At 44.3% G+C, this 16379-nt stretch carries 13 protein-coding genes; 8 read left to right on the top strand and 5 right to left on the bottom strand.

Annotated elements, in window-relative coordinates:
- Positions 1-99 precede the first annotated feature (99 nt).
- The 4 genes from L5M11_RS09100 (at position 100) to L5M11_RS09085 (ending at position 5454) form a co-directional block, all read left to right on the top strand.
- Positions 100-2364 (top strand): glycoside hydrolase family 13 protein, encoded by a 2265-nt coding sequence (locus tag L5M11_RS09100; RefSeq protein WP_263191909.1) that lies wholly within the window; start codon positions 100-102, stop codon positions 2362-2364.
- On the top strand, positions 2361-4532 hold the full coding sequence (locus L5M11_RS09095) for an alpha-amylase family protein (protein WP_263191908.1): 2172 nt from the start codon (positions 2361-2363) through the stop codon (positions 4530-4532). The genes L5M11_RS09100 and L5M11_RS09095 overlap by 4 nt, the downstream gene beginning before the upstream one ends.
- Before the next feature lie 143 nt (positions 4533-4675).
- Positions 4676-5059, top strand: a complete 384-nt coding sequence (locus L5M11_RS09090) for a VOC family protein (RefSeq protein ID WP_219233647.1) — start codon at positions 4676-4678, stop codon at positions 5057-5059.
- A gap of 185 nt (positions 5060-5244) precedes the next feature.
- Positions 5245-5454 (top strand): hypothetical protein, encoded by a 210-nt coding sequence (locus L5M11_RS09085; RefSeq protein ID WP_263185556.1) that lies wholly within the window; start codon positions 5245-5247, stop codon positions 5452-5454.
- A gap of 91 nt (positions 5455-5545) precedes the next feature.
- Here the strand turns inward: L5M11_RS09085 and L5M11_RS09080 are convergent, their stop codons facing one another.
- Both L5M11_RS09080 and rhlP read right to left on the bottom strand, forming a co-directional pair.
- Positions 5546-6172, bottom strand: coding sequence for a LysE family translocator (locus L5M11_RS09080; RefSeq protein ID WP_263185555.1), 627 nt, complete (start codon positions 6170-6172; stop codon positions 5546-5548).
- 225 nt (positions 6173-6397) lie between these two features.
- The gene (gene rhlP / locus L5M11_RS09075; RefSeq protein ID WP_263185554.1) at positions 6398-7243 is read right to left on the bottom strand and encodes a rhombotarget lipoprotein; all 846 of its coding nucleotides are present in this window, start codon (positions 7241-7243) and stop codon (positions 6398-6400) included.
- 180 nt (positions 7244-7423) lie between these two features.
- Here rhlP and L5M11_RS09070 point away from each other — a divergent pair, with 180 nt between their 5' ends.
- Positions 7424-7606 (top strand): hypothetical protein, encoded by a 183-nt coding sequence (locus tag L5M11_RS09070; RefSeq protein WP_263185553.1) that lies wholly within the window; start codon positions 7424-7426, stop codon positions 7604-7606.
- Positions 7607-7738: 132 nt separating this feature from the next.
- On the opposite strand, the gene def is transcribed toward L5M11_RS09070, so the two are convergent.
- Positions 7739-8230, bottom strand: a complete 492-nt coding sequence (def, locus tag L5M11_RS09065; RefSeq protein ID WP_011789520.1) for a peptide deformylase — start codon at positions 8228-8230, stop codon at positions 7739-7741.
- Positions 8231-8775: 545 nt separating this feature from the next.
- On the opposite strand from def, the gene L5M11_RS09060 reads away from it, so the two are divergent.
- Complete coding sequence (locus tag L5M11_RS09060) at positions 8776-9204, top strand: MGMT family protein (RefSeq protein WP_263185552.1); 429 nt, start codon at positions 8776-8778, stop codon at positions 9202-9204.
- A 215-nt stretch (positions 9205-9419) separates the two neighbouring features.
- A complete protein-coding gene (locus tag L5M11_RS09055; protein ID WP_263185550.1) occupies positions 9420-10211 on the top strand; it encodes a DUF3108 domain-containing protein in 792 nt (263 codons plus the stop codon).
- Between the two features lie 305 nt (positions 10212-10516).
- Here the strand turns inward: L5M11_RS09055 and L5M11_RS09050 are convergent, their stop codons facing one another.
- Positions 10517-11296, bottom strand: coding sequence for a class II glutamine amidotransferase (locus tag L5M11_RS09050; protein WP_263191906.1), 780 nt, complete (start codon positions 11294-11296; stop codon positions 10517-10519).
- 244 nt (positions 11297-11540) lie between these two features.
- On the opposite strand from L5M11_RS09050, the gene fadE reads away from it, so the two are divergent.
- Positions 11541-13988, top strand: a complete 2448-nt coding sequence (fadE, locus tag L5M11_RS09045) for an acyl-CoA dehydrogenase FadE (protein WP_263185546.1) — start codon at positions 11541-11543, stop codon at positions 13986-13988.
- 117 nt (positions 13989-14105) lie between these two features.
- Here the strand turns inward: fadE and L5M11_RS09040 are convergent, their stop codons facing one another.
- Positions 14106-16085, bottom strand: a complete 1980-nt coding sequence (locus L5M11_RS09040; RefSeq protein WP_263185544.1) for a cation:proton antiporter — start codon at positions 16083-16085, stop codon at positions 14106-14108.
- Positions 16086-16379 lie beyond the last annotated feature (294 nt).

Genomic DNA, 16379 nt, shown 5'->3' with positions numbered 1-16379 from the left:
TTCAATTAAGAAGCAGGCTTTTGCTTATGCAGATTTCAGTATTTCTAACATTCATCATGCCAGCACGTTTTACTTATTTATCTTTAAAAGGCTTACATTATGATCCGTCAAAACCTAATGATAGTGCTTTATTTATGTTTGGTTTGCTCTTCATCTAATACGGCCTATGCAAACACCTTTAAGCAAGATATATCGACGGACGTTAAGCTTGAACCCGCGTTTTGGTGGGCGGGGATGCAGAACCCTGAGTTACAGCTGATGCTGTATAGCCGCGAACTTCCAAGCTTACCGCAGCAGATTAAGGTTGATATACAAGGAAAAGGCATCACACTTAAAAGCCTTGAGCACACTGATAACCCTCACTATCTGTTTATCAATTTAGATCTGAGCCAAGCTGCGCCGCAAACCTTTGAGCTGGTGATTTCCAGCACTGATTTGGCTTCAAAAACCAACGCTTCAAAAACCAACACGCCTCTTTATCGCCTGCCCTATACGTTGCAAGCGCGTGCTGAGGGCAGCCGTGAACGCCAAGGATTTAGCAATAAGGATGTGATTTACCTTATCACCCCAGATAGATTCGCCAATGGCGACACGAGCAATGACAATCAGGCCGATATGCTAGAGCAAGTCGCGGCTAACTCTCCTAGCAATTCCAGCAACCCCTATTATCCCGATGCTCGCCATGGCGGCGATATAGCAGGGATCAGCCAGCACTTAGATTATCTGGCAAAACTTGGCGTGACTCAGTTATGGATCAATCCACTGCTTGAGAATAATCAAGCCCAGTATTCATACCACGGTTACTCAATTACCAATTTATACCGCGTCGATCCCCGCTTTGGCAGCAACAAGGATTATAAAGCCTTAGTCGCTAAGGCTAATAAGCTTGGCCTAGGGGTGATTAAAGATGTTGTGGTGAATCATATCGGCTCTAACCATTGGTGGCTCAACGATTTACCCAGCCATGACTGGCTGAACGATGCCACAAAAACGCAGCTAAAGAATCAAGAATCCAAGCCTAATTTGACTCAGTCTGCCGATGCTAAATCCAGCGCTATTAAATCCAGCGTTACCAGCCCCCGTTTCACCAGCCATAGGCGCACGACAGTGCAAGATCCCTACGCGGCAGCGCAAGATCATATTGATTTTGTCGACGGCTGGTTTACCGACACTATGCCAGATCTAAATCAAAGCAATCCAAAACTGGCAACCTATCTTATCCAAAACAGTATTTGGTGGGTCGAGTACGCAGGACTTTCGGGGATACGTGAAGATACTTACTCCTACGCCGACAAAGGGTTTCTCGCTAAATGGTCTAAGGCCGTAATGGCTGAGTACCCAAATTTTAATATTGTTGGCGAAGAATGGACCGCAAACCCCATCACAGTGTCCTATTGGCAAAAGGGCAAAATCAATGCCGATGGCTATACCTCAGATTTACCCAGTTTGATGGACTTCCCGCTATATGAAAAATTGATTGCCAGCCTTAATGAGCCAGAAAGCTGGGATACGGGTTTTATCAAGCTTTACGAGATGTTAGCCAACGATGTTGTGTATGCAGAACCTAGTAAGCTAGTGCTATTTGAAGGCAATCACGACACCAATCGTATCTTCAGTTTAGTGAAAGAAAATATAGACTTATACAAGATGGCCCTCACCTATGTGCTGACCGCCAAACGCATTCCGCAGCTGTTCTACGGTACAGAAGTGTTGATGACAAGCCCAACCGAGGGCCGTCACGATGGCGTTGTACGCAGTGATTTTCCCGGCGGGTTTGCCAACAATGCCACTAACGCCTTTACCGGCCAAGGACTGAGTGAACCTCAACGACAAGCGCAGCAATTTATCCGTACCATACTGAATTACCGTAAACAATCCCTTGCGCTGCAATCGGGCGAACTACTGCACTTTGTGCCGCAGGATGGCATCTATGTGCAATTTCGCTGCTTATTGAATGACCCATTATCAGCTGACCTAAATGCTAAAGAGCTTAAGTCACTAACTCAACACGATTCTCAAACCCAACACAATGCCTGTACTCAGCCCTTAGCCGATAAAGTCATGGTGATTTACAATAAAAATGACAAAGCAGTCACGCTAGATGTAAACCGCTTTGCCAGTGTACTTGGCGATAACCGCGCCGCTACAGATATCATCAGTGGCAACACAGTTTCACTCAATCAAGCGCTAGCATTGCCCCACGCAGGTGTCACTATCCTTGAGCTTAAAGCCAGACCGCAGCTAAATACTGGCTTACCTAGCCGTCAAACCTCTAATCATATGAGTTACTCAGCTAGCGATTTAACTCAGGCTCAAACAACTCACCCAATCAAAAACTCAACCCTAAAAGGAATTCAGTCTTGAGCTTTTTATCACCTATCTATTCCAGAGTTATTCAGTACCCCCAAGCGGCGAAATTTCCCATAGTGGCTTTACTTATAACCCAAGCAGCGAAAGCCCCGCAGCGCCGACAGTCATCACTCAGCTTATGTTTAAACGCTCTATTCAGTGCCTCTTTATTAACTGCCTCGCTTTTTAGCTTCTCGATCAATGCAAATACATCAACGCAGACGCTTGATAATGAGTTACTACCAAAGTCTGAGAGTGAGGTTATGACGCTTAAACCTGTGGTGTATCAAATCTTTACTCGCCTTTATGGCAATAAAAATCCAACCAACAAACCTTGGGGCACGATTGCCGACAATGGCGTCGGCAAGTTTAATGATATCAATGATATTGCACTCAATAGTATCAAGGACCTAGGCGTTACCCATGTGTGGTACACGGGCGTTCCCCACCATGCATTGATTGGTGATTACAGCGCGATTGGCGTGAGTGCTGATGATCCCGATGTGGTCAAAGGACGCGCGGGCTCACCCTACGCAGTCAAAGATTACTACAACGTCAACCCAGATCTGGCGGTCAATCCCGCCAACCGTTTAGTCGAGTTCGAAGCGCTCATTGCCCGTACCCATCAACACGGCTTAAAGGTGATTATCGATATCGTGCCAAACCATGTGGCGCGCCATTATCAATCCGTTAGTAAACCCCAAGGCGTGCGTGATTTTGGCGAAGATGATGATACCAGTCTGGAGTATGCCAAAAATAACAACTTCTATTATGTCGTTGATAAAGTTGATGTTAATAAGGGCTCGGAGGGGGCAAAGGGAAAAGCGCATGCCTTTGAAGTGCCAAGCTTACCCGCAGGACTTAAACCGCTGGGCGGAGAAGCTCACCCCTTAAGTGACGGCAAATTCAACGAATTTCCCGCAAAATGGACTGGTAATGGCTCACGCTTAGCCAAGCCCGATGCCAATGATTGGTACGAAACAGTCAAAATCAATTACGGCGTACGCCCCGATGGCACCTATGACTTCCCTCGCCTGCCAGCCAATTTCGCCACTTTAACGCAGGCGCAGCATTACGCTTTTTGGCAACAACACTTAGCCGAGCTCCCGAGCTCTTGGATTAAATTCAATCAGATTGCGCAATACTGGCTAGCGAAAGGGGTCGATGGCTTTCGCTATGATATGGCCGAAATGGTGCCAGTGGAGTTTTGGAGCTATCTCAACAGCCAGATAAAACACACAAATCCCGATGCCTTTATCTTGGCCGAGGTCTATAACCCTAACTTGTACCGAGATTATATCCAACTTGGCAAAATGGATTATCTGTACGATAAGGTAGATCTTTACGACACCCTAAAAGCCGTGATGGCAGGAAAAACCAGCACAGCTAATATCGCGGCAGATCAGGAAAAAGTGCAGGATATTGAATCTCACATGCTGCACTTTTTAGAAAACCACGACGAGCAACGTATTGGTAATGCGGCATTTTTAGCATCGCTACACACAAATAAGCCCACGGCAACCCAAGCCGTGAATCCACACTATGCCCTACCCGCTATGGTAGTGTCGGCAACGATAGGCACTTCACCGACGTTAGTGTATTTTGGCCAAGAAGTGGGAGAAGCCGCCATCGACAACCCAGGATTTGGTCATGCATCACGCACCAGTATTTTTGACTATGTTGGCGTCCCCGCCCATCAGCGCTGGATGAACAATGGCAAGTTTGATGGTGGACAATCAACCGTAAAGGAAGCCACTTTGCGGGCTTATTATCAAAAATTACTGAACCTAAGCACAGGTAAAAATGTACCTGCACTTTTAGGAGAATATTACTCACTCGATGCCGCCAACCGCAGCGCACAAACCGCCACAATGGATACTCATGGCAGTGCAACGGGTTATGATGACAGCACTTTTGCCTTTGTGCGCTTTGAGGAAAATACAGCCAATAAAACGGGCCAAAAACTGATTATTGTGAATAACTTTAATCAAACCCAAGCAAAGCCATTATCCCTTAAGCTGCCAAAGCCACTTATCGACCAATGGCAGTTAACGGATGGGACCTATCCACTTAAGGATTTGCTGGAAGACAACAAAGCGCAGTTGGTTGTCAAACAAGGGGAAGGACAAGTTCAGATGCAACTTGCACCGCTGTCTTCAGCCATATTCGAGCTGGAAGATTAAACGAGCAAAAAGCCTAGGTGAGCTAAAAAGTGAAATCGACCGATAGCGTCATGTTAAACTGTGACGCTATCTTTTTTTAACCGTTATACTCTCAAACCTTTCTATCTTATTTGATCACCCTTTAAAAATCACAAAGGAAAGCGATGTTACTCGGCATTCACCATGCTGCGATTATTTGCAGCGACTATCAAAAGTCCAAACACTTTTATGTAAACATTCTTGGCCTTACCGTGCTTGCAGAGCATTTCCGTGAGGCACGTAAGTCCTATAAACTTGATTTACAACTGGCCGATAAGAGTCAAATTGAGTTATTTTCATTCGATAATCCACCCAAACGACCAAGCTATCCCGAAGCCTGTGGACTTAGGCATCTCGCCTTTCGCGTAGCATCGATTGAAACCGCCATCGAACATCTTCATAGCCATCACATTACCGTTGAACCCGTCCGCATTGACGAATACACAGGCAGAAAATTCACCTTCTTTAGCGATCCCGACGGCTTACCCTTAGAGTTATATGAGCTATAGCACGAGTGAAATAAGGCAACATCGCAGCAATAAGATGCATAAAGCTTAATTACGCTACGGGATAGTCAGCATTAGACTCAATAAAACGACGCAGCCGTTTAACCAATAGTTTAAGTAATCGATTGACCGGTTTGACGCTGCGATAAGGTCAAAGCCTACCTAGGCTAACCATTTAGGAACTCAAGATGTTTGATAATCCAGCATTATTACTATGGAGTTTAGTCTTTAGCCTCTTTGGTCTTGGCTTTTTCACCTATGGCAAACGCCAAGCGGCCCCCATCCCTTTAGCCGTTGGCCTCACCCTGATGATTTATCCCTATTTTGTCACCAATCTCGCGTTACTTATCGCCATCGGCATCGCCCTGATCGCACTGCCGTATTTTGTGAAGTTGTAACAAGCGATCTTTGTCATAGCTAGATTGAAAAGCTCATATCTATCAGAGCAAAGAGGACTTATGTCTTACTCGACAAAATGACCTTATTCCACTATCTATCACTGGTCATGACTTTACTGGCCAAGCCAATAAGCAACACACCTGATATCCCCTCTAAGGCTCTCGAATAACGCAGGGAATTGGGGCGACTAAATACCCAGCTTCCTGCCGACGCATAAAGGATGTTACACAAGGTCGCTAACAAACTGAAAATAAGACCAAGGGTTAACAGCTGAATTGACGTTGAACCCGCTAACGGGTCAATAAACTGCGGCAAAAAAGAGAGGAAAAATAAAGCGACTTTAGGATTAAGTACACTAACGACAATGCCTTGGAAAACTACGTTGCCGTTTGGTTTGCTATTGTTATCAACCACAATTTTATTATTGCCACGCCACATTGATATTAACGCTTGAATGCCTAAATACACTAGATACGCGGCCCCTAACCACTTCACAATACTAAAAGCCAACGCTGAACTGAGAATGATGGCAGATAATCCCAAGCTAGCAGCAAGCGTGTGAACAAAATAACCCACACCTAAACCCATCGCAGCTTTAAGCCCACTGATCATTTTCCCTTTCATTGTGTTAGATACAATGTAGATGACATCGGGTCCAGGGATAAGATTGATAGCAAGGCAAGCAACTGCAAACAGTAATAGTGAATTTAAATCCATTTAATTTTTCTCCTTGTTAAACGCGTAATCTATCGCGCCGCTTAAGTGGTGTCCGACGCAATACCGTAGCCTCTGTAAACCACTTTAAAAAAATCAAAACGTTAACTACAAGTAAATTGGTAACCAGAACCTGTGCTCAACTTTATATACTTTTTGCTCACGTCTTGATTCAAAGCAAACTTCAATTTGCTCATCCTTAACGATCTTAATTTGCGCTTAATTTTTTTATTCACGGCAAATCGTTAAACGGCGCATCGCAAAAATGCCCAATAGTGAAAGTATTAATAAAGATAAGCTGCCACCGCCGCTGTAACCTTGTTTATGTTCTATGGTGGCGACGTGCTCTTCCTTAACCCGAGTTTTAAAACGGGCAAGCTCGTCATCTAAATTGACTATCATGTCGTTCACCGCAAGATCAAAGCCCTCGTAGGATTTCTCTCTTAGGGTTGTCGTCACGCCAACAGCGGTTGAACTTTCAGTTAACTGATTAATGCCTGGCGCCCTAAATAGCATCTTCTGGCTACGCATATCGAAAACGGCTGTATCAACAAAGGTTTGAATCGCATTTTCATTGCCGGGGATTAAATACATGCCCACGATAGTCCAATAAAGGATGGCGGATTTGTTCTCGTGGCTTTGCATCAATTGATCGTAAGAAACCAATGCCATCACATCGACATCATGCAGGCGAGCAACCTGCTGCAAGGTTTCAAAACCTTTACCATTTTTAAGATAGGTACTTGGGATCACTTCGATACGATCGATATAGTCATATTTAACAAAGGATTTTTTCACCTTATCAAGTAATGCCATCTGAGTTCGGCTATCAATTGCATCGCCTTGCCAATGGGACGAAGGCAAGAAAGCGATGCCGACGGTAATAGGTAAACGCAGCACAGGTAAGGATGGCTGCTGGGCTTGGCGACTCTTCTCATCAGGGTATAAATATTCAACTAAGCTACTTGATACCGCATTTTTCTCAGTAGTATTACCGTTAAAAAATGCACTACAACCACCCAGTGAAAGCATTGCGAATGAGGCTATACCACAGGCTATTACCTTAAGTTTCATTTGTTTCCCTACCGTATCCATACACTTGCTGTTAATGATGAAAACTGAACCTACAATAATACCAATCACATTAAATATCTAATCAGTTCAGAGCCTCACAGACATCTCAATCCAAGGCGCATTGACGCAGAAATGGTCATTCCCTTTTAAGTCAATGCAACACCGGAGTGGGATGCCTGTGTGGCTCCCGAAGGGCGGGTTTCAACGCCCTTTATACTGCGTTTAAGGCTTTCGACAGAGCACCACTATGCCTTCAAGCCTTCGCCTTGTCTAAAGCGCGTTGAACTCCCGCTGAATGAACAGATATTTAATACGATTGGTATAATGCAGATTTTGGGTTACCTTATCCACTCATCAGAGTAAAAACAAGCTGTTATGTTAACATATCACAGCATTAATCTTCTTTGATTAGATTTTAAATACAAAAAAGCCGCACTATAAATGCGGCTAGTCAATAGGTACAACCACCTTCTAAAATACAACTTAAGTCAAAAGTTAAGCGTATTTACGCACTTTTTTAAGGGCAATTTGTTGTTTTAGCATGGATAAATGTTCGATAAATACTTTGCCATGCAAATGGTCGATTTCGTGCTGCAACACTATGGCTAAAAACTCATCAGTCTCGATTTCGATAGCCTTGCCAGTTCTGTCTAAGGCTGTCACTTTAACCTTTTCAAAACGTGACACTTTAGCGCGATAACCGGGGATAGACAGACAACCTTCTTCACCGACGAATTCACCTGACTTTTCAACAATCTCAGGGTTAATCAGCACTAAAGGCTGATCGCGACCGTCAGATAAATCGATCACGATAATTGCATCTGTACTGCCGACTTGAGTTGCCGCTAAACCTATACCATCGTCAGTGTGATACATGGTTTCGATTAAATCATCGATAAATCCCTGAACAGCTTCAATATCTTTTACAGGTTGCGCTTTACGTTTAAGGCGCTCATCGGGAATAGTTAGAATATCGAGTACAGCCATGCCAGTTATCTTCTCTCATCGAGTCAAAAAAATTGGCGCTATTATGGACTATTTGACCATTTACACAATATTTAAGCTAAAAACAGTTTAAATATTTTGTTAGTAATCGAGCTAGCCGATAAAAATATCGAGAAGTGCTTAATCCTTTAAATACCAAATACTCTCACATCTTCCGCTAAGCCAGGCTTTACCGTTACACTAGCGTGAACTCATCAAGCAAAAGTTTTTGAGCGTGATTCTTTGTGAGTCATACCAATCGTATTAAATATCTGTTCATTCAGCGAGAATTCAACGCGCTTTAGACAAGGCGAAGGCTTGAAGGCATAGTGGTGCTCTGTCGAAAGCCTTAAACGCAGTATAAAGGGCGTTGAAACCCGCCCTTTGGGAGCCTCACAGGTATCCCACTCCGGTGTTGCATTGACTTAAAAGAGAATAACCATTTCTGCGTCAATGCGCCTGAGATTTAAATACCTGTGAGGCTTTGAACTGATTAGATATTTAATGTGATTGGTATCAATACCATTAAGCTGAGGGTTAACAATTCAATGGCATCGTTTCCTAAAGAAAAATCACCACTGTATCAATACCTTGAACAAGATAAACAGAGTGTAGCGAAAAAACAGCCCCAAGCAGTGGACTTGTCTCCTATGGCGAAAATCTGGCATATCGTCGCCATGATCCCGCAGGGTAAAGTCAGCAGCTATGGCAAAATTGCCGATTATGCAGGATTACCGGGACGAGCGCGTTATGTGTCAAAAGCGCTGAAAGCAGCTCCCGAACATTTGTCACTCCCTTGGCATAGGGTACTCAATAGTCAAGGCAAAATATCCTTCGAGAAAAATTCAACCTTCTTTCAAGAACAGATGGAATTATTAAGAATTGAAGGGATAACAGTGAACTGCGGCAAAATTAATTTGTCTGAATACGAGTGGCGCCCGGATCTGGTGACTTTAGTCATGGCAATGCCATTTTAGTTTAATATATTGATCCATAAACTATTTACATCTCTATTTACAGAAACGTCGTCCTCGGCTATAACCTGCTTACAGTCGATCCGATAATTGATTTATGCTCAACTGATTGACCCAGAACTGTGTAAGTAAGCATGCTACTCGACACTTTTTTATCAACCACTACCGACAATTCTGTAGTGATACAAGGTGAAAACCTGCGACCCAAGGAGCATTCTTTGCGTACCATTCCCACATTATTAGTGAGTTTTACCGTCCTCACTCAAAGTATGTTTGCCATGGCAGCGCCAACGCCGCTAACACCGCAGACGGCCGAATACCAAGTCAACTATGGAGACATTGAATTAGGAAAAGCCAAATACACGCTACCCAATCCCGAAGATGGCGTGTTTAAGTATCGTTTTGATAGCGATCTCAGCCTGTTATTGTTAACCGATGTGCGCCACATCTTGAGTGAATTTACTCAACATGATACGCAGCTCAGTCCTTTGCGTTACTTACAACAACGCCAAGGTGTCGGGCCTAATTACACGGAGCAAACCGCATTCGCCAAAGCTCAAGGCTTTATTCATACCCGTTACAAAGATGAAAAAGGCAAGTTTCCCTATGATGATAAAATCTTTGATCCTCTTATGGTGCAGTTGCAATTTAGGCTAGATATGATGGCGGGCAAAGAAGTGCTCGACTATAAGATGGTCAAGGACAACGAAGTCGATGAATACAAGTTTCATGTGATCGGTAAAGAACGAATGAACATCGACAGCGGCAGTTACGACACAGTCAAAATTGAAGTCGTGCGTGACAATAAAAAACGTCAAACCTTCTTCTGGATGGCGCCTGACTTAGCGTATTTGCCCGTGAGGTTAACTCACTTTGAAAAAGGCAGTAAGCAGCTCGATATTAAGTTACTTAAATATCACTTCGATGAAGTGCCGCACCAAGCAACCATACCTGCAGACATTGCAGAAAAACCGCTAGTGCCTAAACTGCTCGGCACGACTGAAGGTTAATCGGTAAGGCATTGAGTTAAGATGTATAAACTTAACCCAATGATACAAAGCCTTAGCTTCACAATACTGAACTAAAGCCAAACTCATATCGAATAAAGCCCAACCGAACTATATTTAACTGAACTATATCTAACTGAACTTAGGGCCTACCTCTAAGTTCAGTTAATGTTCATGGCTAATGGTTCATCACTGATTGCTAGAAGGTATGTTAGATACTGACTCGAACTTTTTAATAAAGTGACCTGAACAAAACAAAGTCAACCGTAAATCCGCTTGCCCTCATTATTTAGCTCAGTGGTATCACATCAGAGATCGATTAACAGCTCACCCAATCTGAACAGCTTCCAGTTACCCGGCTGCATAACGCGCCACTGTTCATTCTCGGTCAATGGGCGAGTCGCAATCACAGTCACCACATCATGGGCGGTAGTTTCCTTATCAAAATCAATCACCACATCGGTATCAATAAGTTTCGCTTTACCAAACGGCGCGCGGCGAGTGATGTAACATAAGTTATTACTGCAATAGCTCATCAAATGCTCGCCATCGCTCAATATCATGTTGAACACACCTAAGGTACGGATTTGCTCGGCCAACGTTGCGACGTAATGGAAAACTGCCAACATATCTTCAGGTTTAGTACCGCCAAACTTCTGGGCGACTTGTTCCAAAATCCAACAGAAAGCAAGTTCGCTATCGGTATCGCCTACGGGTTGATAGCGCGAGACATGAAACTTGGGCAGATAGTCCGTCAATTGACCATTGTGGGCATAGGTCCAATAACGTCCCCATAATTCGCGGGTAAAAGGATGAGTGTTCTCTAAAGACACACAGCCGCGATTCGCTTGGCGAATATGGCTTATCACCACCTCACTTTTAATCGGGTAGGATTTGATCAATTTTGCAATATGCGATTCGCTACTCGGGCAAGCATCTTTAAAAGTACGGCTACCTTTCCCCTCGTAAAAAGTAATACCCCAGCCGTCCACGTGGGGACCAGTTACACCACCACGTTGTGCTAATCCCGTAAAACTAAACACAATATCGGTCGGCACATTGGCGCTCATCGCCAGTAACTCGCACATATTTCTCGCCTATCATCAATCAAAAAAACTACTTATTGGCATTGTAACTAGTTGATGACATTTGTGGAATGATCAAAGCTGACAAATAATTTAAACAATTGTTTGAAAAATACTTGTATTAAAATTCTCTTAGGTTTAACTTTTATGCGACACAGGTCTGACCACAAACTATAATTGTGATCGCAATCAATAAAACACTCTATGACCTGTGGTTGGCACTCGGTCATATTTAAGGAGAATTACAGTGACTACCCTACTTTGGATCATCGCCATGATCTTAGTGCTAGGAGCCCTAGCTTACCTTCGGGTATCTTTGCTCACTGCCACTATTACAGCCGCTGTTGTGATGACAGCAGGATGGACACTCGATGTTGTCGGCCCTATCTCTTGGATCGTTTTCCTCGTGATCGCGCTGCCGTTAAATATCAGTGCATTTAGACAAAATGTGATCAGTCGTCCACTGATGAAGGTATATCGCGGCATCATGCCGGAAATGTCTTCAACAGAGAAAGAAGCGATTGAAGCCGGCACCACTTGGTGGGAAGCGGATCTGTTTGCGGGTAACCCGAACTGGAAAAAACTCCATAACTACCCAGTTGCGCGTTTAAGTGCAGACGAACAGGCCTTCCTCGATGGCCCTGTTGAAGAAGTGTGCCGCATGGTGAATCAACACCAAGTGTCACATCAACTTGCCGATCTGCCTGCCGACGTATGGCAATATCTGAAAGATCACGGTTTCTTCGCCATGATCATTAAGAAAAAATACGGCGGTTTAGAATATTCAGCTTATGCCCAATCTCGCGTGTTACAAAAACTGGCGGGCTTAAGTAGTGAATTGGCTTCAACTGTTGGCGTACCTAACTCTTTAGGCCCTGGAGAGCTGCTGCAACATTACGGCACGCCAGAACAACAAAACCATTATTTACCGCGTTTAGCCAAAGGCTTAGAAGTCCCCTGTTTTGCACTGACCAGCCCAGAAGCCGGTAGCGATGCAGGCTCGATTCCTGACTTTGGTATTGTGTGTAAAGGCCAATGGGAAGGTGAAGAAGTTCTGGGGATGAAACTGACCTGGAACAAGCGTTACATCACTTTAGCCCCTGTCGCGACAGTATTAGGCTTAGCCTTTAAACTGCGCGATCCAGAGCATCTCCTTGGCGATAAAGAAGAACTCGGCATTACTTGTGCTTTGATCCCTACCGATGTGGAAGGAGTAGAAACGGGTCGTCGTCACTTCCCGCTCAACTGCATGTTCCAAAACGGTCCGACTCGCGGCAACGAAGTATTCGTGCCATTAAGCTTCATCATTGGCGGCCCGAAAATGGCTGGTCAAGGCTGGCGCATGCTGGTGGAATGTTTATCAGTGGGTCGTGGTATCACTCTGCCATCAAACTCAGCTGGCGGCGTGAAAACCGCGGCACTAGCAACAGGGGCTTATGCTCGCATTCGTCGTCAGTTCAAATTGCCTATCGGCAAGCTTGAAGGTATCGAAGAGCCAATGGCACGCATCGGCGGTAACGCTTATCTGATGGATGCGGTAACCACGTTGACCACTACAGGTATCGACTTAGGTGAAAAACCGTCGGTTATCTCTGCGATTGTGAAATATCACCTGACAGACAGAATGCAGAAATGCGTTATCGATGCCATGGATATTCACGGCGGTAAAGGCGTGTGTCTTGGCCCCAATAACTATTTAGGCCGTGGCTACCAAGCTGCGCCTATCGCAATTACTGTTGAAGGTGCAAACATCCTCACCCGTTCTATGATCATCTACGGCCAAGGCGCAATTCGTTGCCATCCGTATGTACTCGCAGAAATGGAGTCAGCGTTTGATACTGAATCGGGTCAAGGTTTAGCTAACTTTGATGCGGCTATCTTTGGTCACATTGGTTTTGCGACCAGTAACTTCATCCGTAGCTTCTGGTTAGGTCTGACATCAAGCCGTTTCTCTAACGCGCCTTATTCAGATAAAACCAAACGTTATTATCAACAGATGAACCGTTTCAGTGCCAACCTTGCCCTGCTTTCTGACTTAGCCATGGCAACCTTGGGCGGCAACCTTAAACGTAAAGAACGTATCTCTGCCCGTTTAGGTGACTTACTGAGCCAACTGTATCTGGCATCCGCCACACTGAAACGCTATGAAGATGAAGGCCGTCAAACCGACGACTTACCATTAGTACAATGGGCAGTTGAAGATGCGCTGTACAAGCTGCAAGCTTCTTTAGACGATTTACTGGATAACTTCCCTATGGGCCTTGGCGGCGCATTACGTGTGGTGATGTTCCCATTCGGTCGTCCACTGAAACGCCCAAGCGATGTGTTAGATCATAAAGTTGCTAAGATCATGCAAACACCGTGTGAAAGCCGTAACCGTTTAGGTAAAGGCCAGTTCTGGACTAACTCTGAGCACAATGCTGTGGGTATCCAAGAACAAACACTACTTGACATCATCGCGTCTGAACCACTACATGACAAAGTCTGTAAAGCCAGTGGTAAACGTCTACCATTTATGTGGTTAGATAAAGTTGCCGCCGAAGGTAAAGCCTTAAGTGTGTTAAGCGATGCCGAAGTGCAATTACTGGAAAGAGCAGAAATTGGTCGTATGAAGTCAATCAACGTTGATGACTTTGACCCAGCAGAACTGCGTCCAGAAGTAGTTTCAACCACTTCACAGGAACGTGCTGCGTAATCCACTCAGTAAGATTTAAACCACAAAAAGGAGGCTAATTAGCCTCCTTTTTTATTACCTATAACCAATCACACGACTCAAGTTATTAGGCAGTATTAAACGCAATAGCAGCCTAGGTTAATTCTTTACTAAGGTCTCATCTACAGCTTGTAGTGCATCAGCGGTATTATCTTCAATAGCCACCTCAGCTTGAGCCTTTTCAAGCTTTAATTGCTCGGCCTCCTCTTCCGCTTTTACCTTTGCTAAAGCAGATTCTGCTGCTTTTTCTTGGGCTTCCCGCTCTGCAATCGCTTGCTGCACTTTGGCTTCTTCTAAAGCTTCAATTGGCAATAGACTGATAAGCTCAATGCCATTCGGAAATACGGTATCATTACCCGAAACAACGACGACCTTACCTTCTTTTGTCAGGTAAACCAGTGGTATTGCCGTCTCACCGTAACGTTTACGAAAATGTTCAAAGCTGAAGTTTTCGGTTAAATTCGTTACTTTAAGTTGAGCGCCTTTCGCCATTAGGCTGGCTATCTTGGCATACGACACTGCATCACCAAACAAACATAAACGTTGCTTATAACTTTCAGAGAGCTGGTGGCGTGCACTGCCTACTTCGGTATTATTAAGACCAAAAACTTTTTTAGCACCAAAAAAGTCTTGGAAATGAAAGCTCACTAACGGGTTTAACTGTCGGTAAGGTGAAATAATCAACACGCGGCCAATTCCAGTTAAATCCATATAGGTTTCAGCATGTTCCGAAACAGGATTACCAAAATACACTGGAATATTATCCATACGCGCGAGCCTAATGTTATCCCAGTTATTATCAGCCAGTAGCACTTTGACATCTTTGGCTTTTAAAATTTTCGCTAACTCTCTGGAAAATTTAGAGGCGCCAAAGATCAATAAACCTTGGGCAGAATCGGCTTTAACACCAAGAAATCGTGCCCAACGTCCCGCAGTCAAACTTTGGATCACTACAGTGCCGATAATAATTAAGAACACTAAGGGCACAATTGCATCTGCGCCCTGCACATTGTTGGCTTCTAACTTGATTGCAAATAAAGAAGATACCGCCGCGGCCACAATACCTCGAGGGGCAATCCAGCATAAAAACCACTTATCCGCTTTCGACAGAGATGTGCCGATACCAGAAACCCAAATACTCAGCGGTCGTGCCAATAACATGGTCACAGCTAAAACCCCCAGTCCACCCCAACCTAAGCCGAGCATGGCATTAGAATCTAATCGCGCCGCCAGTAAAATAAACAGTGCAGAAATCAACAGTACGGTTAATGTTTCTTTAAATTCAAGGATTTCAGCAATATCCACACCACGCATATTCGCAAGCCAAATGCCCATAACCGTCACAGTCAATAAGCCCGATTCTTCTTGTAATAGGTTCGAGCCGACAAAGATACCCAGCATTAAGGTCAAAACGGCGGTATTACGCAGATAGTGTGGCAATAGGTTGTGTCTTAAGATTTGTCCCGTTAGATAACCCGCCACTGCGCCAAGTCCTAATCCGAGGGACAACATAGAGCCTAAGGCATAGAGCACATGCGTCGTTTGATCGCTGGCAACGGTTATGTATTCAAAGACTAACACTGCGAGCAGCGCGCCTATTGGATCAATCACTATGCCTTCCCAACGCAAAATACTCGCTAGCTGGGATTTAGGACGCACACTTCTGAGCATTGGCACGATAACCGTAGGCCCAGTCACTACCACTAGCGCCCCAAAGAGCAATGCAATTTCCCAACTAAAATCCAGTAAATAAAAGGTGGCCGTACTGATACAGGCCCAAGTGATCACGGTACCGATAGTCACAAGATGCGTCACCATACGACCATGATCTTTGATTTCTTTGAAGTTAAGAGTCAAAGCACCTTCAAATAAAATCACGGCAACCCCGAGGGAAATTATCGGGAAAAGCAAATCACCAAAAATCGCATCAGGATTGAGGAATCCAAGCCCAGGGCCTAAAGTGAGCCCACATAGTAACAAGGGTAAAATCGCTGGTAACCGCAGTTTCCAGCCAAGCCATTGACAAAATAACGATAGCACTCCAATTAGCGCTAGCATGCCAGTAATGTGTTCAACCATATAAATCCTTTAGATAACTGAGCTAAATACTAATGAGCTTAGCTTTAATGACGCAGATGACAACAGCATGAACAGTAAGCTGAAATTATCTATTCGATATATCCACTGTTAAATATGACTCTTCCCTCATCACCTATGGAGAAAAAATCAAGAAAACGGAGCAATCTAGCGACATCAAGTAAAATAAGCTGTAGTACAAATCCGAAAACATCAGATTTACCTTAAATAGGGATTTAAACTTAAAATAGAAAAACAAAAAAGCCTTATCTTTCGACAAGGCTTTAATCATTTGAT

This window comes from Shewanella sp. SM87, from assembly GCF_025653705.1.
Classification (GTDB): Bacteria; Pseudomonadota; Gammaproteobacteria; order Enterobacterales; family Shewanellaceae; genus Shewanella; species Shewanella oncorhynchi.
This window is presented reverse-complemented; position numbering and strand designations above follow the sequence as displayed.

Coding starts and splice junctions, on each gene's coding strand:
- L5M11_RS09100 (WP_263191909.1), top strand. CDS start 100: ATGATCCGTCAAAACCTAATGATAGTGCTTTATTTATGTTTGGTTTGC.
- L5M11_RS09090 (WP_219233647.1), top strand. CDS start 4,676: ATGTTACTCGGCATTCACCATGCTGCGATTATTTGCAGCGACTATCAA.
- L5M11_RS09085 (WP_263185556.1), top strand. CDS start 5,245: ATGTTTGATAATCCAGCATTATTACTATGGAGTTTAGTCTTTAGCCTC.
- L5M11_RS09080 (WP_263185555.1), bottom strand. CDS start 6,172: ATGGATTTAAATTCACTATTACTGTTTGCAGTTGCTTGCCTTGCTATC.
- rhlP (WP_263185554.1), bottom strand. CDS start 7,243: ATGAAACTTAAGGTAATAGCCTGTGGTATAGCCTCATTCGCAATGCTT.
- def (WP_011789520.1), bottom strand. CDS start 8,230: ATGGCTGTACTCGATATTCTAACTATTCCCGATGAGCGCCTTAAACGT.
- L5M11_RS09060 (WP_263185552.1), top strand. CDS start 8,776: ATGGCATCGTTTCCTAAAGAAAAATCACCACTGTATCAATACCTTGAA.
- L5M11_RS09050 (WP_263191906.1), bottom strand. CDS start 11,296: ATGTGCGAGTTACTGGCGATGAGCGCCAATGTGCCGACCGATATTGTG.
- L5M11_RS09040 (WP_263185544.1), bottom strand. CDS start 16,085: ATGGTTGAACACATTACTGGCATGCTAGCGCTAATTGGAGTGCTATCG.